The sequence below is a fragment of the Streptomyces sp. NPDC059906 genome, from assembly GCF_042730645.1.
GTDB classification, from domain to species: Bacteria; Actinomycetota; Actinomycetes; order Streptomycetales; family Streptomycetaceae; genus Streptomyces; species Streptomyces rubrogriseus.
This window is the reverse complement of the sequence record NZ_JBHWKU010000019.1, coordinates 122,470-140,973: the sequence shown is the minus strand read 5'-3', so window position 1 is coordinate 140,973 and position 18,504 is coordinate 122,470. Positions and strand designations below refer to the sequence as shown.

The following is an 18,504-nucleotide window of genomic DNA, read 5'->3' as shown; positions in this document are numbered from 1 at the left end:
TCCCGTCGCTCGCTGGGCGGGCGGCGGGGTCCTCACCCCCCCCCCCCCCCACTGCCCCCGGGGGGGGGGGGGGGGGGCCCGCCCCCCCCCCCCCCCGGCCGCGGTGCCGCCCGGACCGTCGGCCGAGCGTCACCGGCACGCAACCGAGCAGCTAAAGTGCTGTTCGTCCTGTGCTCGCAGTCGGGAATGTGCTGCGGAGCTCTCCTGCGCACGGCCGTGAGGCCGCGCTCGCCGAAGAGGTTCGTGGTGGCTGCGTCCGAATTTACTGATTTGCCGCGTTTTCCAGTGGGCTTCGAGCTGGCCGAGGCCCTGACCGCCGCGGCCGGTGACCTGCACGCGACGGGTTCCCCCGGCGACACCATGAACACCGCCGTCGCACTGGCGGTACGCCTGCTGCCCGACGCCGAGCACGCGGGCATCGCGGAGATCCAGCGCGGCGGCCGGCTGCGCTCCCTCGCCTGGACCGACGAGACCGTGCGGTTCGCCGCCGAGCCCCGGCAGGGCGGCCACACCCCGCACCCGGACTGGGAGCGCCTGTGGACCACGCCCGTGGTGCGGACGGACGACAGCGAGGCCGACGGCGGCGGCAACGTCCTGTCCGGGCTCGGCCTGCGCTCCACGCTGTCCCTGCGGCTGCGCGCCGACCGGCGCCGGCTGACCGTGCTGACCGCGTACGCGCGCAAGCCGCAGGCCTTCGACGAGGACGCCACCCGCATCGGGCGGCTGTTCACCGCGCACGTCTCCCTGGCCCTGAACTCGGCGACCGTGCGCGAGCAGCTCACCGAGGCGATGCGCACCCGGGACCTGATCGGCCAGGCCACCGGCATCCTGATGGAGCGTCTGGACATCGACGCGGGCGGCGCCTTCGAGTCCCTGGTGAAGGCCTCCCAGCGCGAGAACGTGAAGCTGCGCGACCTGGCCCGCCGCATCGTCGACGCCAACTCCGCTACGGGCGGCAGAGGCGTGACCGAGCGGTGACGGGACATCCGTACGGTCATGACCTCGCGGACCAGGGACACGGACACGAACACGGGCCGGGACGCGGACACCGGCCGGGACGCGGACACGGACGCGGGCCGGGACGCGGACACGGGCCGGGACGCGGACACGGACCGGGCCACGGACACGGACCGGGCCACGGACACGGACCGGGCAACGGACACGGGCCGGATATCGGCCACGGGCCGGGCAACGGACGCGGGCCGGATATCGGCCACGGGCCGGGACACGGGCCGGGACACGGACACTGGCCGGGCAACTGACGCGGGCCGGCCAACGGACGCGGGCCGGGCAACGGACGCGGGCCGGATATCGGCCACGGGCCGGGACACGGGCCGGGACACGGACACTGGCCGGGCAACTGACACGGGCCGGCCAACGGACGCGGGCCCGGCAACGGACGCGGGCCGGAAATCGGCCACGCTCGACCACGCCATGGCACGCAGTCAGGGTCTCGACACCCTGCTGCGTGATCTGACCGACCGGGCGGTCGTGCAGGTGCCCGGTGCCGTGGCCTGCTCGGTCACGGTGCGCCGCGCCGACCGGCTGATGACGCTGGCGGGCAGCACCGGCCTGCCCGGCGGCCTGGACCTGCGCCAGTACGAGAACGGCTCGGGCCCCTGCGTGGACGCCGCCGAGTCGGGGGACGCGCAGTACTCCGCCGACCTGGCCGAGGAGACCCGCTGGCCCGCGTACACGGAGTACGCGCTGGCCACCGGTGTGCGCTGTGTGCTGGCGCTGCCGCTGCCCATCGAGGGCGAGACGGGTGCGGCGCTCAACCTCTACGGCCTCGCGCCCGGCTCCCTGGCCCAGGGGCTGGACGCGGCCCGCGCCTTCGCGGAGCGGGCCGCGGACGCGGTGAACGAGGCCCTGCGCATCGAACGGCGGCAGGCCTCGGCGGCCGACGTGCGCACCGCCCTGCTCTCCCGCAGCGTCATAGACCAGGCGGTCGGCATGCTCATGGCCCGGGAGCGTATCGACGCCCACCGGGCCCTGGAGCGGCTGCGCCGGGCCTCACAGGACCGGAACGTCAAGCTCCGGGACCTGTGCGCCCAGGTGGTGGCCCGGGCGTCCGGCGGTGCCTCACACCGCGGGCAGTGACTCCCCCTGGACCGCCTGGATGTCCAGCTCGACCCGGAGCGTCGTGCCGATGGCGGCGATGCCGGCCTGGACGACCTGGTTGTAGTTCATGGCGAAGTCCTCGCGGTGCAGCTCCGTCGTCGCGCGGAAGGCCGCCCGGGTGCCGCCCCAGGGGTCGGCCCCGGTCCCGAGGTAGGCCAGGTCCAGGTCGACCTCGCGGACGACCCCGTGCAGACCCAGCTCACCGTGGACGGTCCAGCGGTCCGGGCCCGCCTCCGATACGCCGGTGGAGCGGTAGGTGATCTCCGGGTGGCGCTCGACGTCCAGGAAGTCGGCCGAGCGCAGGTGGGTGTCGCGCATGCCGTTGCCGGTGTCGATGGAGGCCGCCTGGATCACCGCCTCCACCCGGGACTTGGTGACGTCGTCCGGGGCGATCTCGACGGTGGCGGCGAAGTCGGTGAAGCGGCCGCGCACGCTGGAGATGCCCAGGTGCTGGGCGACGGCGGCGACACCGGAGTGCGCCGGGTCGACCGTCCACGGCCCCGGCGGCGGCAGCTCGGTGCCGCCCTGGCGGGCCAGCGTCACGGTGCCGGCCTCGGCCCGGCCGCTCGCGGTGACGATCGCGCTGGAGGCGGCGGGCGCGTAGCCGACCGCGGTGACGATCACGGTGTACGCCCCCGGCGTCAGCGCGGTGGTGTCCCGCACGGCGCCCTCGGTGTCCGCCTCGGCGCGCAGCACCTGCGTGCCGGTCATGTCGGTCACCGTGACGACCGCGTGCGACACGGCCCATCCGTCCCGCGTTCGGATCCTCGCGGTCAGTCCCATCCCGTTTTCTCCCTGCAAAGACTCAGAAAGTGGTCGTAAAGAAACCGGCCCGTGGTGGGCGGGCGCACCTCCGCTCAGAGCGCGCACGCCACCACGGGCCGGGGTTCTGCTACTCGCCGGGGTGGGCGAGCTCGATGTCGTGACCGTCGGCACCCGGGCCGGCGACCGTCAGGGCGGTGGCCACGGGCGGGTAGCCGGTCGCGATGACGGTGTACTCACCGGCGTCCAGGTCGGTGAAGGCGTACGCCCCGTCCGCCCCGGTGGTGGCCGTGCCGACCACGTTGCCCGCCGCGTCGACCAGGGTGACCCGGGCGTCGGCCAGCGGACCGTGCGGGGCCCGCACGACGCCCTGGACCTGGGCCCCGGCCTGGAGGTCGACCTCGACGCGGGTGACGCCGGTGCCGCCGACCTCCAGAGGCAGGGCGCGGGGCCGGTAGCCGGCGGCGTTGACCGCGACGGTCACCGTGCCCGGCACCAGCTCGGTGAAGGCGAACTCGCCCGCCTCACCGGTGGTGGCGCTGGCCAGCAGGTCGCCGCGCACGTCGGTGACGATCACCATGGCGTCCTTGACCGGCAGCCCGCCCTCCACGGCCCGGACCAGGCCGGTGAGCCCGCTGGTGCCGCTGAGCAGGATGTCGTAGGCGACCGGCTCGTCGTTCACGACGATGGTGGAGGCCTGCGGCTGGAAGCCGTCGGCGGAGGCGATCAGCACGTACGACCCGGCGCTCGGCGCGTCGACGGCGTAGGAGCCGTCGGCCTGGGCGACGGACCGGCCGAGCTGGCGGCCGGCCAGCGAGATCAGCGTGACCGCGGCCTGCGGGACCGGGGCGGACTCGGCGCCGCGGACGAAGCCGCGCACCGCGATGCCGCCGGAGACGGGCGCCTGCGGTTCACCGGAGCCGGTCGTCGTGGCGACGGCGGCGAGCCGCTGCGTGGCCGCCGGTCCGGCGACCGGGGAGACCGCGGTGTCCGAGACGGACGAGGTGACCGGGGTGAGCGGGTCGCCGGACGGCGTGGCCGGCACGGCCGCCATCGCACCGGCCGGAACCGGCTCGCCGGCGACGCGGACGGCCTCCGCGGGGGTGCCCGCCACCGGCGGGGCGGCCTCGGCCGAGGACTCCGCCGCCTGGGCGAGGGCGCCCTTGGTGCGCAGCGGGACCTCCTTGATGAACAGCGTCACCAGGAAGCCGAGCAGGGCGATCGGCGCGACGTACAGGAAGATGTCGGCGATGCCGTGCCCGTAGGCGCTCTCCAGCCAGGTGCGGATGGGTGCGGGGAGCAGGTCCATGTCGGGGATCTGCCCCGAGCCCAGCGCCTTGCCGGCCGCCATCTGGTCCTCGGGCTTCAGCTGCCCGATGCTGTCGGTGGCGTAGTGGCTGATCCGGGTCGACATGATCGAGCCGAGCACCGAGACGCCCACCGCGCCGCCGAGGGACCGGAAGAAGGTGACCGTGGAGGACGCGGAGCCCAGGTCGCCCGGCTCCACCTGGTTCTGCGTGCAGAGCACCAGGTTCTGCATCATCATGCCGACGCCGAGGCCCATCAGCGCCATGAAGATCGCGATGTGCCAGTACGCGGTGTCGTAACGCATCGTGCTGAGCAGGCCCAGACCCGCGGTCAGCAGCACGCCGCCGGCCAGCAGCCAGCGCTTCCACTTGCCGGTCTTGGTGATGATGATGCCGGAGACCGTGGACGAGACGAACAGGCCGCCGATCATCGGGATCGTCATGACGCCCGACATGGTCGGGGACTTGTCCCGGGCCAGCTGGAAGTACTGGCTGAAGTAGACGGTGCCCGCGAACATCGCGATACCGACGAACAGCGAGGCCATCGAGGCCAGGGTGATGGTGCGGTTCCTGAACAGGCGCAGCGGGATGATCGGCTCGCTGGCCTTCGACTCCACGAGGAGGAAGATCAGCGTCAGCACGATCGCGCCGCCGACCATGGCAGCGGTCTGCCAGGACATCCAGGAGTACTTGTCGTCGGCGAAGGTGACCCAGACGAGCAGCAGGCAGACGGCCGCGGTGACGAAGAAGGCGCCGGCCCAGTCGACCTTGACCTTCCGCTTGACCACGGGCAGGTGCAGCGTCTTCTGGAGCACGATCAGCGCGAGGATCGCGAAGGGCACGCCGACGTAGAGGCACCAGCGCCAGCCGAGCCAGCTGGTGTCGGTGATGACGCCGCCGAGCAGCGGGCCGCCGACGGTGGCGACGGCGAAGGTGGCGCCGAGGTAGCCGGAGTAGCGCCCGCGCTCACGCGGGGCGATCATCGCGGCCATGATGATCTGCGCCAGGGCGGACAGGCCGCCGGCGCCGAGGCCCTGGATGCCGCGCGCGGTGATCAGCATTCCCGCGTTCTGCGCCGTACCGGCCACGACGGAGCCGATGACGAAGACGATCAGGGCTATCTGGACCAGGGCCTTCTTGCTGAACTGGTCCGCGAGCTTGCCCCACAGGGGGGTCGAGGCGGTCATCGTCAGCAGCGAGGCCGTGACGACCCAGGTGTAGGCGCTCTGGCCGCCGCCGAGGTCACCGATGATCTCGGGCAGGGCGTTGGTGACGATGGTCGAGGACAGGATCGCGCAGAACATGCCGAGCAGCAGCCCGGACAGTGCCTCCATGATCTGCCGGTGCGTCATCGGAGCGTCTCCGGTGGAGCCTCCCCCGTGCTTGGCATGAGCCCGCACACCGGCCGGTGTGGTCGTTGCCATGGACTTCCTTTACTTACGTGGTGATCGCGGGTGTACGGGTGGACTGTTCGTCCCCGGACAGTGCGGGAGGCCGGGCCGCGGGGGCCCGGCAGTCGTCGAAGCTGGCCCTGAGGCGGGCCATGAGCCGGGAGAGCTGGCCGACCTCGTCGTCGGACCAGTCGCTCAGGCGGTGGGAGAGCAGCTGGGTGGTCCGCTCGGCGATCTCGTCGAGCTGGTCCTGTCCCGCGGGCGTCAGGCGCAGGATGCGCGAGCGCTTGTCCGCCGGGTCGGGAAAACGTTCGATCCAGCCCCGCTCGGCGCCGTGGGCTACGTGGCGGCTGGTCACCGACATGTCCACCGCGAGCAGCTCCGCGAGCTTGCTCATGCGCATGTCCCCGTGGCGGCCGAGCAGCGTCAGTACGGCGACGGACCCGCCGGGACAGTCGGACGGCAGCAGTCGCCCCATCTCCCGCTTCACGGCGCCGAAGGCGCTGAACTGGCGGATCAGCTCCTCGTACTGCGCCTTCTCGGCCATGCGCACCTCCCGATTCGTTGCTTAGGGCAACCATAAGGACAGTTAGTTGCTACAGGCAAACAAAAAGGGCCGGTGCGGCATAAAAAGTTGGCAAAGACAAGTATTGCGAAAGTAAATGCGCAGGTGGTAAGGGGTGGGGCGGGTCAAGAGGGCTCGGCGGCCCCGCACTTGGGCCGCACTCGCGGATTCGCTAGTGTCTCGGCCCATGGCTAACACCCAGGGCCCCCAGGGCACCAACGACCCCGCAGGCAGCACCCAGATGTTCCGCGCGTTCGTCGACGACGCCCCGCAGACCCGGCAGGCGGCCCCCGCCGCCTCCTCCTCCGGACCCCGCGTCGGCCTGATCGTCGGCATCGTGGCCGCCGTGATCGTCGTCGCGGCCGTGGCCTGGCTGGCGCTCGGCTAGAACGGGCACCCGGCCGCCTGCGGCCGGTACCGGCACAGACGAAGACGACCGCCGCGGCACCCCCGAGGTGCCACGGCGGCCGCCGTGCTGTCGTACGGGCTCTCCCGCGGCGCGGGCTCAGTCGGAGATGAGGCCCTCGCGCAGCTGCGACAGGGTCCGGGTGAGCAGCCGGGAGACGTGCATCTGCGAGATGCCGACCTCCTCGCCGATCTGCGACTGCGTCATGTTGGCGAAGAAGCGCAGCATGATGATCCGCCGCTCCCGGGGCGGCAGCTTGGCCAGCAGCGGCTTCAGGGACTCGCGGTACTCCACGCCCTCCAGCGCCGTGTCCTCGTAGCCCAGGCGGTCGGCCAGCGAGCCCTCGCCGCCGTCGTCCTCCGGGGCGGGCGAGTCCAGCGAGGAGGCGGTGTAGGCGTTGCCCACGGCCAGGCCGTCGACGACGTCCTCCTCGGACACGCCGAGGACGGTGGCCAGCTCGGCCACGGTCGGCGAGCGGTCCAGCTTCTGGGACAGCTCGTCGCTGGCCTTCGTCAGGGCCAGCCGCAGCTCCTGGAGGCGGCGCGGGACGCGCACCGACCACGAGGTGTCGCGGAAGAACCGCTTGATCTCGCCGACGACGGTCGGCATGGCGAACGTGGGGAACTCGACTCCCCGTTCGCAGTCGAAGCGGTCGATCGCCTTGATCAGGCCGATGGTGCCGACCTGGACGATGTCCTCCATCGGCTCGTTGCGGGACCGGAAGCGCGCGGCGGCGTAGCGCACCAGCGGGAGATTGAGCTCGATCAGGGTGTCCCGGACGTAGGCACGCTCGGGGCTGTCCTGGTCGAGGGCGGCGAGCCGCAGGAACAGGGAGCGGGACAGGGTGCGGGTGTCGATGGCCTCCGTTGCCGGAAGGGTCTGGGTCGGCACGGCGTCGAGGTCCGGCACGGCTTCGAGGTCCGGCATGGCGTCGACGGCCTGAGCGCCGTCGGGGGAGCCGACGGGGCCGACGGAGTCGACGGGCTCGACGGGGCCGAGCGCCTCGATCGAGTCGGGCGCGGTCTCGCTCTCCGCGAGCGCGAGCACCTTCGAGCTGCCCTGTTCTGCGGACATGCCACCCCCTTTGGGTCGCGGGACGGTCGCGGCACACGCTCCCACGCCGGGAACGCAGCCTTCACCTGAATACCGGAGCCGAAGCCCCGGCAAACGCGTCTCCGGCAGAATGTCACATGTCGGCAACGCGCTGTAGTGACATGTCGACATCCGAGATGCGAATACCCCCTGGAAACAGGGGGTCTGATGGGCTTTCAGCCCGATTCCGTCCGCAACGGCCCTGGTGAGCGATTCGCTCTCCCCGGTGACCCCTCGCGCGCGCTTTCGACTCCGCCCGGACTCCCGGACGAGCTTACGCGTCGATCCGGTTCGCGGACCTCAACCGCTGGAAACTACGCGCCAGTAGTCGCGAGACGTGCATCTGGGAGACGCCGAGTTCGGCGCTGATCTGAGACTGCGTGAGGTTGCTGTAGTAGCGCAGCAGCAGGATCCGCTGCTCCCGCTCGGGGAGCTGGACGAGCAGGTGGCGCACCAGGTCCCGGTGCTCGACCCCGTCCAGCGCCGGGTCCTCGTAGCCGAGCCGGTCGAGCAGCCCGGGCAGCCCGTCGCCCTCCTGCGCGGCCTCCAGCGAGGTGGCGTGGTACGACCGCCCCGCCTCGATGCAGGACAGCACCTCCTCCTCGGTGATGCGCAGCCGCTCGGCGATCTCGGCGGTGGTCGGGGAGCGCCCGAAGGCGGTCGTCAGGTCCTCGGTGGCGCTGTTGACCTGCACCCACAGCTCGTGCAGCCGGCGCGGTACGTGCACGGTGCGCACGTTGTCGCGGAAGTACCGCTTGATCTCCCCGACCACCGTGGGCATCGCGAACGTCGGGAACTGCACGCCCCGCTCCGGGTCGAAGCGGTCGATGGCGTTGATGAGCCCGATGGTGCCGACCTGGACGACGTCCTCCATCGGCTCGTTGCGCGAGCGGAAGCGGGCGGCGGCGTAGCGCACCAGCGGGAGGTTGGCCTCGATGAGCGCCGCGCGCACCCGGTCGTGCTCCGGCGTGCCCGGGGTGAGGCCCTTCAGCTCGCCGAAGAGCACCTGGGTCAGGGCCCGGGTGTCGGCGCCCCGGCTGCGCTGCGGCGCGGGAGCCTCCGGGGTCTGGGCCGGAGCCGGGGTCTGGGCCTGGGCCTGGGCGGGCGGCGCGGGCGGCGCGGGCGGTGCTTGAGGCGCAGTACTGGCCGGCACGGTCAACTCCACCTCGTGATCTGTCAACTCTTCCGTCAACTCATCCGTCAAAAGCGGTCATAGCATCACAAGACATGTCCACTGTGTGCAAGCACCGCATAACGTCGTGTTGAGTGAACGCAGAACGGCCCCGCACCGAGCTGGTGCGGGGCCGGGCAACGGTCCGCGGGCCCCTGCGGACCCGCGGTCGTACTAGAACTCGTAGTCGGCGATCACCCAGGTGGCGAACTCGCGCCACAGCGCGACGCCCGCCTGGTGCGCCGGGTGTTCGAGGTAGCGCTTGAGCGCGTCCGCGTCGTCCACGGCCGAGTTGATGGCGAAGTCGTAGGCGATGGGCCGGTCGCTGATGTTCCAGGCGCACTCCCAGAAGCGCAGGTCGTCGATCCGGCCGCCGAGCGCCCGGAAGGCCTCGACGCCCGCCACGACGCGCGGGTCGTCGCGCTCGACGCCGTCGTTCAGCTTGAACAGCACGAGATGGCGGATCATCACTCTCCTCCGTTGGCGGCCCAGGTCATGAAGTCGCCCACGGCGCCCGCCGCGTCGGATATGCCCTGGAAACCTATCTGCACGTAGTCGGCTGCCTTGGCCGGATCAGTGATGATCACGTACAGCACGAAGACCACAACCACATAGACGGCGATCTTCTTCGAGTTCACCGCCACCGCGGCCTCCCCTGTCCCTTTCGACCCACGCCTTTCGGTCGCTCATGATCGCACGAAGGGCCCCGTCTTTCGACGGGGCCCTTCAAAAGCGGTAGCGGAGGGATTTGAACCCTCGGTGACTTGCGCCACACTCGCTTTCGAGGCGAGCTCCTTCGGCCGCTCGGACACGCTACCGAGAGAGACCTTACAGCACGGAGCGGCGTGCTCAGAAATCGGTATTGCGGCCGACGAACGGCCGTACGAGCAGCCGTCCCGGCACCCCGTCCGGACACCGTCCGTGCCCCGTCCGGCCCCCGTCCGGGCCCCGTCCGGACACCGGTTCAGCGGTCGCGGAAGAAGTCCGTGAGCAGCCGGGCGCAGTCGTCCGCGAGCACGCCCTCGATCACCTCGGGACGGTGGTTGAGGCGCCGGTCGCGCACCACGTCCCACAGCGACCCGGCCGCGCCCGCCTTGTCGTCGCGGGCGCCGTAGACCACGCGGTTCACCCGGGACTGGACGAGCGCGCCCGCGCACATCGTGCAGGGCTCCAGGGTGACGACGAGCGTGCAGCCCGACAGCCGCCACTCTCCCAGCTCCCCCGCGGCCCGCCGGATCGCGAGGACCTCGGCGTGGGCCGTCGGGTCCCCGGTGGCCTCGCGTTCGTTGTACCCGGCGGAGAGCACGGTACGGCCGTCCGGCGCCAGGACGACGGCGCCGACGGGCACGTCCCCGCCCGCCGCGGCCCGTCCGGCCTCGGCCAGGGCGAGCCGCATCGCGGCCCGCCACCGGTCGCGCACCGGATCGAGCGGTGCCCCCATTGGGTCCCCCTCGGCCGGCGCGGTCAGCGGACGGTCTCCAGTACGTCCAGCGCGCCCAGGGCCTCGGCGATCTCGCCGACCGCGTCCCCGGACATCGAGCGCAGCTCCTTCTCGCTCACCCCGAGGTCGTCGAGGACCTCGGCGTCGCCGACCGGTCCGTGCGGCACGGCCTCGCCCGAGCCGGCGGCCGCGTCGGAGCCGCCGCCGTCCTCGTCCTCCTCGTCGTCGGACTCGCCGTCCTCCGTGCCGTCGAGGTCGAGGGCGTCGAGGTCGTCGCCGTCGTCACCCGGCTCCCGGCCGAGCAGCTCGTCGGTGAGCAGGATCTCGCCGTAACTGCTGCGGGCGGCCGCGGCGGCGTCCGACACATAGATACGGGGGTCCTCCTCGCCGTCCACCCGGACGACTCCGAACCACGCGTCCTCCTGCTCGATCAGCACGAGCACCGTGTCCTCGTCGGGAGAGACCTCCCGGGCCAGGTCGGCAAGATCCGACAGGGTTTCCACATCGTCGAGCTCCGTGTCGCTCGCTTCCCACCCGTCTTCGGTGCGCGCGAGCAGTGCGGCGAAGTACACCGTGACTCTCCCACTGGTCCTAGGCGTGCCGGTTGGGGATCCCCCCGGCGGAGGCTACGGGCGGGGGAGCGGTGCTCCGAGCCCCACCCACTCGGAATCGTGGCAGAAACAAGGCACTCAGGGGACGTCTTCGGCGCCCTGTGTCCGGCTGTTTTGACCGGCGTCCCGGAAGGTGCGCTCCCGGGCAGCCGCCCAGCAGCGCCCTCGTCGCCGCCACGTGCGGATCGTACGCGGATTCTCGCGGTCCCCGCGTACGTCCGTCACCACCAACATCGGCGCGGCGCGCGATCTTCCCCGGCCGGGTCAGGAAGTTCTCCCGGGCGGCGGAACAACCAGGGAACTGCCGAGGAACTACCAGCGAAAGGTGCGCATGCGCATCGCGTGTCGCAGCCGGGCGGTCTTGGCGCGGCGCGGCTGCACGCGGTCCCGCAACTGCCGGGCCTCCGCCAGATCACGCAGGAACTGGGCCCGGCGCCGACGCCGTTCGGCCTCCCGCTCCCGCTCCCGTTCCCCCTGCGGCACCGCATTCGGCTCGGCCCCGCGCTCCGCACCCCGCTTTGCGCCGGGGGACGGCATGTCGTGGAAGTCCCGGTCAGGCACAGTCTCACCACCCAGCGTCTGTCCCTCCCACCTTCCCCCGACCGGGCGGTTTGACGCCCGCGAACGAGTGGAGCCCCGCCCCGGGCCTTGCCCGCCGCGGGGACGCCGCCCCCACGGGCCCCGGTTAATGTGGTGGACATGCGTCTCCACGTCGTCGACCACCCCCTGGTCGCCCACAAGCTCACCACGCTGCGCGACCAGCGCACCGACTCCGCGACCTTCCGCCGTCTCGCCGACGAGCTGGTCACCCTGCTCGCCTACGAGGCCACGCGGGACGTCCGCACCGAACAGGTCGACATCCACACGCCGGTCTCCCGGACCACCGGCGTCAAGCTCTCCCACCCGCGCCCGCTGGTGGTGCCGATCCTGCGGGCCGGTCTCGGCATGCTCGACGGCATGGTCCGGCTGCTGCCGACCGCCGAGGTGGGCTTCCTCGGCATGGTGCGCAACGAGGAGACGCTCCAGGCCTCCACGTACGCCACGCGCATGCCGGACGACCTGTCCGGGCGCCAGGTGTACGTCCTCGACCCCATGCTGGCCACCGGCGGCACCCTGGTCGCGTCCATCAGGGAGCTGATCAAGCGCGGCGCCGACGACGTGACGGCGGTGGTGCTGCTCGCCGCCCCCGAGGGTGTCGAACTGATGGAGCGCGAGCTGGCCGGCACCCCGGTGACGGTCGTGACGGCCTCGGTCGACGAACGTCTCAACGAGCAGGGCTACATCGTCCCGGGCCTCGGCGACGCGGGCGACCGCATGTACGGAGCGGCCGAATAGCGGTCGGCGCAGTCCCGGACCCGCTCAGCAGCCCTTCTTCTCCGCGGCGGGCGTCGACCGCGGCGCGGCCAGCTCGGCCAGCGCCGTGTCGGCGTCCGCGGGCTTCGCAAGCCCCTTGAAGCCGTTGCCGATGATGAGGTCGACGGCGGCGCCCTTGCGGGCCGCGTCGGCGCGGTGCTCGGCGCCGGGCAGCTGGGTGCCGAGCACGGTGAGCGACGTCTTGAGGGAGGCGGTCGGCCCGAGCAGCAGCCCCGTGCCGGCGACCTTCTTGTCGTACTCCTTGGGCGCGTTGCTCACGTCGCCCACCCGGAAGCCGCGCTTCTTCAGCTCGTCGGCGGTCTTCTGCGCCAGGCCGCTGCGGGTCGTCGCGTTGAGCACGTTGACGGTGACCTGACCGGGCTTCGGCAGCACCACGGCGGCCGGCGAGGCGCTCGCCCGCGCGGTGGTGACACAGCCGGCGGCACCGGCCGCCGAGGCCTTGTCGCCGCCGGTGAAGACGTCGACGAGCTGCAGCGTGCCCCAGCCCAGCACCCCGAGAACGGTGACGCAGGCGACGGCGACGACCGCGAACCGGCCGCGTCGCCGGGCCGGGCGCATCCGCGGGTACTTGTCCCCCGTGATCTTGTACTGGCCACCCATGCCGGGAGGAGTCAGCATGCTCATGGGCGCAGCGTAGTGCGCCGGAGCAGGGATGCCTATTAGATGATCAGTCGACGTTCCGAGGTTCGACGCAAGGCAACCCGAAAGGGTCAACCGAAAGCGCCGCCGACGTCGTCAGCCGAGCTCGAGGACCCGGGCGTGCAGCACCTGGCGCTGCTGCAGCGCGGCCCGCACCGCCCGGTGCAGACCGTCCTCCAGATACAGATCGCCCTGCCACTTCACGACGTGTGCGAAGAGGTCGCCGTAGAAGGTGGAGTCCTCGGCCAGGAGCGTTTCCAGGTCGAGCTGGCCCTTGGTCGTCACGAGCTGATCGAGGCGGACCGGGCGCGGCGCGACGTCCGCCCACTGCCGGGTGCTTTCCCGGCCGTGGTCGGGGTACGGCCGGCCGTTTCCGATGCGCTTGAAGATCACACGGAAAGCCTACCGGCCCCGGCGTCGCGGGCGCAGCCATGGCGCCGGAGTGCGGCGCCGGAAAAGCCGCCGCAAACCGGATCAATCGGCAGGGCGTCGGCGAGTTCGGAGACCGCGGGGCTCTCCGCGGGCGGCGGAGACGGTGCGTGACCGCCCCCGCCGCCCGGTGCTCACGTCAGCCGCGCCGCCGTTCCCGTGCGGGCCGCTGCTGTTCGCCGGCTGCCTGCGGCGCGCTGCCGGGCCTGGGCGCACGGCGGGCCGCCTCGGCGCGCAGGAGGGCGCGCAGGACGGCGTAGGGGTCGTTGGGCATGTCGGTTCCTCGTTCCTGGTTCGCGGGTCCGGTTCGCGGGGGACCGGCGGCCGGGCCGGTCCGGCGCGGTCAGCAGCGCAGAACCACGGAACGCGGGCCGCGGGGGAGGGCGGCGGCCCGATCGGTACGAACGTCGAACCGGAGACGAGCCCGACGCCCCGCCGCGAAGGGCGACGGAACCGGCCGAACCACAACGACCCGCCGGCCGCTTCGCCCCGGCGCCCTCAGGACGGTGTCGAGATGGTCGTACTCCCCCGCAGTGCCGGCCGCTGCGGCCACCGGTGTGACCGGTGCCGCCTGGGCCGCCACGTGCGTGCAGGGCACGAGCAGGACGAGCAGCAGGACCAGGGCCCGCAGACAGGCGTCCCGGCGGACGGCGGCGTGCGGTGCGGGTCTCACCTCAGTCGTGTCCCCGCCCGGCGTACGCCGCCCATCGTGCCGGGGCGGGAAACCCCCCGCTCGGCGTAGCCGGGGCGCCGCTCACAGGGCGCGGGGGACCTGGTGCGCCCGCCCGCGCAGCCGCACGGACGTCACGATCTCGACGACGCCGACGACGACCAGCCACCAGCCGCCGACCAGCATGAGGACGGTGGCCGACTCGACGGGCGAGTCGATCAGGACGATGCCGGCGACCACGGTGACGGCGCCGAGGAAGATCTGCCAGCCGCGCGCCGGCATCGTCGGGTCGTGCGCGGCCGCCACGATCTGGGTGACGCCGCGGAACAGCCAGCCGATGCCGATCCACAGCGCGAGCAGCAGCACCGACTGCAGGGGGCCGCGGAAGCAGAACAGGCCCAGCAGGATCGACACGGCGCCGCTGATGAAGGCCAGCACCCGCAGCGAGGTCCTGCGGTGCGTACCGAAGGCTGCGGCCAGCTGGAGGACGCCGCTGATGACGAGGTAGAGGCCGAAGAGCACGCCGGCGGCGAGGAGCGAGGCGCCGGGCCAGACCAGGACCAGGATGCCCAGGATCAGCGAGGCGATGCCGGTGAACAGCACGGTCTGCCAGGCGGCGCGGGACAGGAGGTGCAACGGCCCCTCGAAGGCCGGCTCGGGCTCGGGCTCCTGGTGTCCGGAGGCCGGGCCGTGCGTCGTCCCGTGCCGGGCGTGCACCCCGCGGTCGTCGTACGGCGTCCTGCCGGGGGACCCGCTAGGTGGTTCGGTCATGCCCCATGCTGGGAGCAGGCGCGACACGGATGCCACCTGGGTTGGGCCACGGGGCTGATGTCCTCCGGCGCTGCCCGGCACGCGGGGCGGGTGCGGGTCGCGCAGCCCGGCGTGGTCCTGGCCCCCGGGGCGGGTGCGGGCGCGAGGGGGAGCGCGGCCCGGCGTTGCGGGGTGCCGCTGCGCCCACCCGTGCCGCCCCAGCGGCACGACTGCCCGCAGCTACGGCGGCGTGGCGGCGGGCGGTCCGCAGCTGCGGCCGAGGCGTGATGACTGCCCGCAGCGGCGGCGGGCAGTCGTGCCGCTGGGGCGTGACGACTGCTCGCGGCGGCGGCCCGCAGCCATAGCCGAGGCGTGATGACTGCTCGCGGCGGCGGAGGTGACGCAGTGGGAGAGCCGCGTACGGCGAGAAGGGGTCGTGTCGGGGGGTGTCCGCCCGCAGCGGTTGGCGCGTCAACGGAGTTCGCTTCTGTGGCCGACCGATTCCGCGCCGTTCCGAGGACGGACACCCCCCGGCGCGGCCCCGACCCACCCACCGGAGATACCGCGCAACGCGCACCCCCACCATGCCGCAGCCGCAGCCGCACCTACTTGCCGGAGGCCTTCGCCGCCTTGGCCGCCGCCTTCATCTCCTGCTTGTGCGCGCGCACCTTGGTCAGCGACTCCGGCCCCCGGATGTCCGCGACCGACCGGAAGGAGTCCGGCTCCCCGTACGCCCCCGCCGCCTCGCGCCACCCCTCCGGACGGACGCCGAGCTGCTTGCCGAGCAGCGCGAGGAAGATCTGGGCCTTCTGCTTGCCGAACCCCGGCAGTTCCTGGAGCCGCTTCAGCAGCTCCTTCCCGGTGTCCACCCCCCGCCAGACGGCCTCGGCGTCACCGTCGTACGTCTCGACGAGGTACCGGCACAGCTGCTGCACCCGCCCCGCCATCGAGCCGGGATAGCGATGGACGGCCGGCTTGTCGGACAGCAGCGCCGCGAACGACTCGGGGTCGTACGCGGCGATGTCGTGCGCGTCGAGGTCCTCCGCCCCCATGCGCCGGGCGATGGTCGAGGGACCCTTGAACGCCCACTCCATGGGCACTTGCTGGTCCAGCAGCATGCCGACCAGCGCGGCGAGCGGGCTGCGCCCGAGGAGTTCGTCGGCCTCGGGGTCCTGGGCGAGGTGAAGTGTGACGTCCATGGTCCCGATGATCGCGCGTACGGGCTCAGGTCGCGCGCCAGTACCCCAGCGCGTTCACCCGCTGCTTCGGCACCCCCAGCTCCTTGCGGACGTACGATGAGAGCGCCCGCGTAGTCGCCGTGTCGCACGCGATCCAGACGAACGGCTCCGATGAGGCCGACAGCAGCTCCGGCAGCTCCTCCTTCACCCGCGCCACCAGCCGCGCCCCCGCGTCCCGCCGCTCAACCGCCCGCACCTCGTGCCGCCCGGAGTCGGTACGAAACGGCAGGCCGTCGTCCGTGCCCCCCTCGAACCAGACGGTCGCCGGCACCGACCCGAACGCGTCGAGCAGGGAGTTGAGCGCGGGCAGGGACGCCGGGTCCGCGACCGCGAAGACACGGGAGGGAGCGGGCTGCGGCACCTCGAACCCGGTGCCCTGGACCGTCGCCTCGACGGTGTCCCCCGGCTTCGCCGCCCGCGCCCAGTCGCTCGCGCACCCCTCGTGCAGGGCGAACTCCATGGCGAAGGTCCCGGCCGCCGGATCCGGGTCGACCAGCGTGTACCCCCGCTGGTGCGGCCTGCCCGCGTTGTCGAACCACAGCCGCACCCACATCGTGGGGTGGACCCCGGTCACCGCCAGCATGCCGCCGTCGCTCAGCCGCAGCCGCCGGTAGTGCGGGGTCACGTCCTCCACGCCCGTCACGGTGAACTCGAAGTCCTTCGCGCGCATCAGCTTGAGGACCGCGCCCTCCCAGCCCCGCCCCTGCCGCCCCTGCCCCATGTTTCCTTCACCCTTCACGTACTATTCGGCCACGACGGCCATAACTTAGGTGAGCCTAACCTAAAGGAAAGTAGAGGCACAGGGGTGAGCGCCGAGACCTACCGCGACGCCTGGGGAATCCCGCACCTGCGCGCGGACACCCCGCACGAACTCGCCCGCGCCCAGGGCCGGGTCACCGCCCGCGACCGCGGCTGGCAACTGGAGGTCGAGCGGCACCGCGCCCAGGGCACCTCCGCGTCCTTCCTCGGCCCCGAGGCCCTGTCCTGGGACCGCCTCGCCCGCCGCGCCCGCCTCGCGGACACCGCCCGCCGCTGCTTCACCGCCCTGGAGCGCAAGGACCCGGAGACGGCGGCCTGGGTACGGGCGTACGCGGACGGTGTGAACGAGGGGCTCACCGAGACCGGGCACCCGAACCCGGCCCCGGAGTTCGCCCGCACCGGCCTCACCCCGGGCCGCTGGGACCCCTGGACCCCGCTCGGCGTCTGGCTCGCCACGCACATCCTCTTCGCGGGCTTCCCCGCCAAGCTCTGGCGCGAGCACATCTCCACCCACCTCGGCCCGGAAGCCGTCGCCCTGTTCGCCGCCGACGGCCCCGGCACCGCGGGCAGCAACGGCTGGCTGGTGAGCGGCGAGCGGACCACCACCGGGCACGCGCTCATCGCGGGCGACCCGCACCGCTTCATCGAGGAGCCCGGCGTCTACCAGCAGGTCCACCTGTCCTGCCCGGAGTTCGACGTCGTCGGCCTCGCCGTGCCCGGCGTCCCCGGCGTCGCCCACTTCGGCCACACCGGCACCGTCGCCTGGGCCATCACCAACGCGATGGCCGATTACCAGGACCTGTACCGCGAGCGCCTGCGCCGCACCGGCGCCGGAGTCGAGGCGCTCGGCCCCGACGGCACCTGGCACCGCGCCGCCCGCCACACGGAACGCATCGACGTCGCCGGGGAGGAGACCGTGGAGGTCGAGATCATCGAGACCGACCGCGGTCCGGTGATCGCCGGCGGCCCCGAGGGCCTCGACGACGGCACCCCGGCCGCGCTCAGCCTGCGCTACCCGCCCCGCGTCACCGAAGACCTCGGCTTCGGCGCCCTGCTGCCGCTGCTGCGGGCCCGCCGGGTCGCCGACGTGGACCGCGCCCTGGACGCGTGGGCCGAGCCGGTCAACGCGGTGCAGGCCGCCGACACGGAGGGCGGCCTGCTGCACCGGGTCGCGGGCCGCGTCCCCGTGCGCCCCGCCGCGAACGGCCTGCGACCGGTCCCCGCCTGGGAGCCCGGCCACGAGTGGACCGGCTGGCACACCCCGCCCCGCGCCGGCCTCACCGACGGCGTCGCGGTGATGGCCAACCAGCGCGGCCCGTCCACGCCGCTGGGCGTCGAGTTCGCCCCGCCGCACCGCGCCGACCGCATCACCGCCCTGCTCGCGGGCAAGGAGCACTGGTCGGCGACGGACATGCCCGCGATCCACACGGACACCCACCTGGGCTCGGCCACCCCCCTCCTCACCCACCTCGCGGCCCTGCCTCCCGAAGCGGCCCTGGTCTCCGAAGTCATGCCGAGCCCGGAAGCCGCCCTGGTCTCAGAAGCCACCGCCACGCCCCAAGCCGCCCTGGTCTCCGAAGCCGCCCCGAGCCCGGAAGCCGCCCTGGCCTCCGAAGCCACTCCCACGCCCCAAGCCGCCCTGGTCTCCGAAGCCGCCCCGAGCCCGGAAGCCGCCCCGGTCTCCGAAGCCACTCCCACGCCCCAAGCCGCCCTGGTCTCCGAATCCGCCCCGAGCCCGGAAGCCGCCCCGGTCTCCGAAGCCACTCCCACGCCCCAAG

The 18,504-nt window shown here is 72.8% G+C and carries 21 protein-coding genes and 1 tRNA gene; 5 read left to right on the top strand and 17 right to left on the bottom strand.

Features of this window, described 5'->3' with window-relative positions; translation table 11 throughout:
• The first annotated feature begins 270 nt into the window (after positions 1–270).
• Both ACFV9J_RS26670 and ACFV9J_RS26665 read left to right on the top strand, forming a co-directional pair.
• On the top strand, positions 271–978 hold the full coding sequence (locus ACFV9J_RS26670; RefSeq protein ID WP_385357868.1) for an ANTAR domain-containing protein: 708 nt from the start codon (positions 271–273) through the stop codon (positions 976–978).
• 456 nt (positions 979–1,434) lie between these two features.
• Positions 1,435–2,100 carry a GAF and ANTAR domain-containing protein gene (locus ACFV9J_RS26665; protein WP_385357865.1) on the top strand — a complete coding sequence of 222 codons (666 nt, stop codon included), beginning with the start codon at positions 1,435–1,437 and terminating at the stop codon, positions 2,098–2,100.
• On the opposite strand, the gene ACFV9J_RS26660 is transcribed toward ACFV9J_RS26665, so the two are convergent.
• The 3 genes from ACFV9J_RS26660 to ACFV9J_RS26650 form a co-directional block, all read right to left on the bottom strand.
• Positions 2,083–2,904: a YceI family protein gene (locus tag ACFV9J_RS26660; RefSeq protein WP_385357862.1), complete on the bottom strand. Its 822-nt coding sequence runs from the start codon at positions 2,902–2,904 to the stop codon at positions 2,083–2,085. The genes ACFV9J_RS26665 and ACFV9J_RS26660 overlap by 18 nt on opposite strands.
• Positions 2,905–3,013: 109 nt before the next feature.
• Positions 3,014–5,614 carry an MFS transporter gene (locus ACFV9J_RS26655; protein ID WP_385357859.1) on the bottom strand — a complete coding sequence of 867 codons (2,601 nt, stop codon included), beginning with the start codon at positions 5,612–5,614 and terminating at the stop codon, positions 3,014–3,016.
• Positions 5,615–5,627: 13 nt separating this feature from the next.
• Positions 5,628–6,128 (bottom strand): MarR family winged helix-turn-helix transcriptional regulator, encoded by a 501-nt coding sequence (locus tag ACFV9J_RS26650; RefSeq protein ID WP_109029062.1) that lies wholly within the window; start codon positions 6,126–6,128, stop codon positions 5,628–5,630.
• A gap of 205 nt (positions 6,129–6,333) precedes the next feature.
• Between ACFV9J_RS26650 and ACFV9J_RS26645 the strand changes: the two genes are divergently transcribed.
• Positions 6,334–6,534: a hypothetical protein gene (locus tag ACFV9J_RS26645; protein ID WP_385357855.1), complete on the top strand. Its 201-nt coding sequence runs from the start codon at positions 6,334–6,336 to the stop codon at positions 6,532–6,534.
• A gap of 117 nt (positions 6,535–6,651) precedes the next feature.
• Here ACFV9J_RS26645 and ACFV9J_RS26640 read toward each other — a convergent pair whose 3' ends face one another.
• The 8 genes from ACFV9J_RS26640 to ACFV9J_RS26605 form a co-directional block, all read right to left on the bottom strand.
• Complete coding sequence (locus tag ACFV9J_RS26640) at positions 6,652–7,626, bottom strand: RNA polymerase sigma factor SigF (protein WP_385357852.1); 975 nt, start codon at positions 7,624–7,626, stop codon at positions 6,652–6,654.
• 292 nt (positions 7,627–7,918) lie between these two features.
• The gene (locus ACFV9J_RS26635; RefSeq protein ID WP_385357849.1) at positions 7,919–8,797 is read right to left on the bottom strand and encodes an RNA polymerase sigma factor SigF; all 879 of its coding nucleotides are present in this window, start codon (positions 8,795–8,797) and stop codon (positions 7,919–7,921) included.
• A 192-nt stretch (positions 8,798–8,989) separates the two neighbouring features.
• The gene (locus ACFV9J_RS26630) at positions 8,990–9,283 is read right to left on the bottom strand and encodes a Dabb family protein (RefSeq protein ID WP_385357847.1); all 294 of its coding nucleotides are present in this window, start codon (positions 9,281–9,283) and stop codon (positions 8,990–8,992) included.
• Complete coding sequence (locus tag ACFV9J_RS26625; protein WP_007451194.1) at positions 9,283–9,459, bottom strand: membrane protein; 177 nt, start codon at positions 9,457–9,459, stop codon at positions 9,283–9,285. The genes ACFV9J_RS26630 and ACFV9J_RS26625 overlap by 1 nt, the downstream gene beginning before the upstream one ends.
• An 89-nt stretch (positions 9,460–9,548) precedes the next feature.
• A tRNA-Ser gene (locus tag ACFV9J_RS26620) sits at positions 9,549–9,633 on the bottom strand.
• Positions 9,634–9,779: 146 nt separating this feature from the next.
• On the bottom strand, positions 9,780–10,256 hold the full coding sequence (gene tadA / locus ACFV9J_RS26615; RefSeq protein ID WP_385357843.1) for a tRNA adenosine(34) deaminase TadA: 477 nt from the start codon (positions 10,254–10,256) through the stop codon (positions 9,780–9,782).
• Positions 10,257–10,279: 23 nt separating this feature from the next.
• Complete coding sequence (locus tag ACFV9J_RS26610; RefSeq protein WP_385357840.1) at positions 10,280–10,828, bottom strand: hypothetical protein; 549 nt, start codon at positions 10,826–10,828, stop codon at positions 10,280–10,282.
• Positions 10,829–11,179: 351 nt separating this feature from the next.
• Complete coding sequence (locus ACFV9J_RS26605; protein WP_385357838.1) at positions 11,180–11,428, bottom strand: hypothetical protein; 249 nt, start codon at positions 11,426–11,428, stop codon at positions 11,180–11,182.
• 138 nt (positions 11,429–11,566) lie between these two features.
• Between ACFV9J_RS26605 and upp the strand changes: the two genes are divergently transcribed.
• Positions 11,567–12,202, top strand: a complete 636-nt coding sequence (gene upp, locus ACFV9J_RS26600) for a uracil phosphoribosyltransferase (RefSeq protein WP_003974921.1) — start codon at positions 11,567–11,569, stop codon at positions 12,200–12,202.
• A gap of 24 nt (positions 12,203–12,226) precedes the next feature.
• Here the strand turns inward: upp and ACFV9J_RS26595 are convergent, their stop codons facing one another.
• The 6 genes from ACFV9J_RS26595 to ACFV9J_RS26570 all read right to left on the bottom strand — a co-directional run bounded on the left by ACFV9J_RS26595 (position 12,227) and on the right by ACFV9J_RS26570 (position 16,688).
• Positions 12,227–12,841 carry a LytR C-terminal domain-containing protein gene (locus tag ACFV9J_RS26595; RefSeq protein WP_385357951.1) on the bottom strand — a complete coding sequence of 205 codons (615 nt, stop codon included), beginning with the start codon at positions 12,839–12,841 and terminating at the stop codon, positions 12,227–12,229.
• 135 nt (positions 12,842–12,976) lie between these two features.
• On the bottom strand, positions 12,977–13,273 hold the full coding sequence (locus ACFV9J_RS26590; RefSeq protein WP_003955420.1) for a type II toxin-antitoxin system VapB family antitoxin: 297 nt from the start codon (positions 13,271–13,273) through the stop codon (positions 12,977–12,979).
• 175 nt (positions 13,274–13,448) lie between these two features.
• Positions 13,449–13,583: a hypothetical protein gene (locus tag ACFV9J_RS26585; protein WP_385357834.1), complete on the bottom strand. Its 135-nt coding sequence runs from the start codon at positions 13,581–13,583 to the stop codon at positions 13,449–13,451.
• 480 nt (positions 13,584–14,063) lie between these two features.
• Positions 14,064–14,750 (bottom strand): HdeD family acid-resistance protein, encoded by a 687-nt coding sequence (locus tag ACFV9J_RS26580; RefSeq protein ID WP_385357831.1) that lies wholly within the window; start codon positions 14,748–14,750, stop codon positions 14,064–14,066.
• Between the two features lie 584 nt (positions 14,751–15,334).
• Entirely contained in the window at positions 15,335–15,928 is a 594-nt protein-coding gene (locus tag ACFV9J_RS26575) for an HhH-GPD-type base excision DNA repair protein (RefSeq protein WP_385357829.1), read from the bottom strand.
• Between the two features lie 25 nt (positions 15,929–15,953).
• Positions 15,954–16,688 carry a siderophore-interacting protein gene (locus ACFV9J_RS26570; protein ID WP_385357827.1) on the bottom strand — a complete coding sequence of 245 codons (735 nt, stop codon included), beginning with the start codon at positions 16,686–16,688 and terminating at the stop codon, positions 15,954–15,956.
• 84 nt (positions 16,689–16,772) lie between these two features.
• On the opposite strand from ACFV9J_RS26570, the gene ACFV9J_RS26565 reads away from it, so the two are divergent.
• Positions 16,773–18,504, top strand: a 1,732-nt coding sequence (locus ACFV9J_RS26565; protein WP_385357825.1) for a penicillin acylase family protein, incomplete at its 3' end; no start/stop codon positions are given.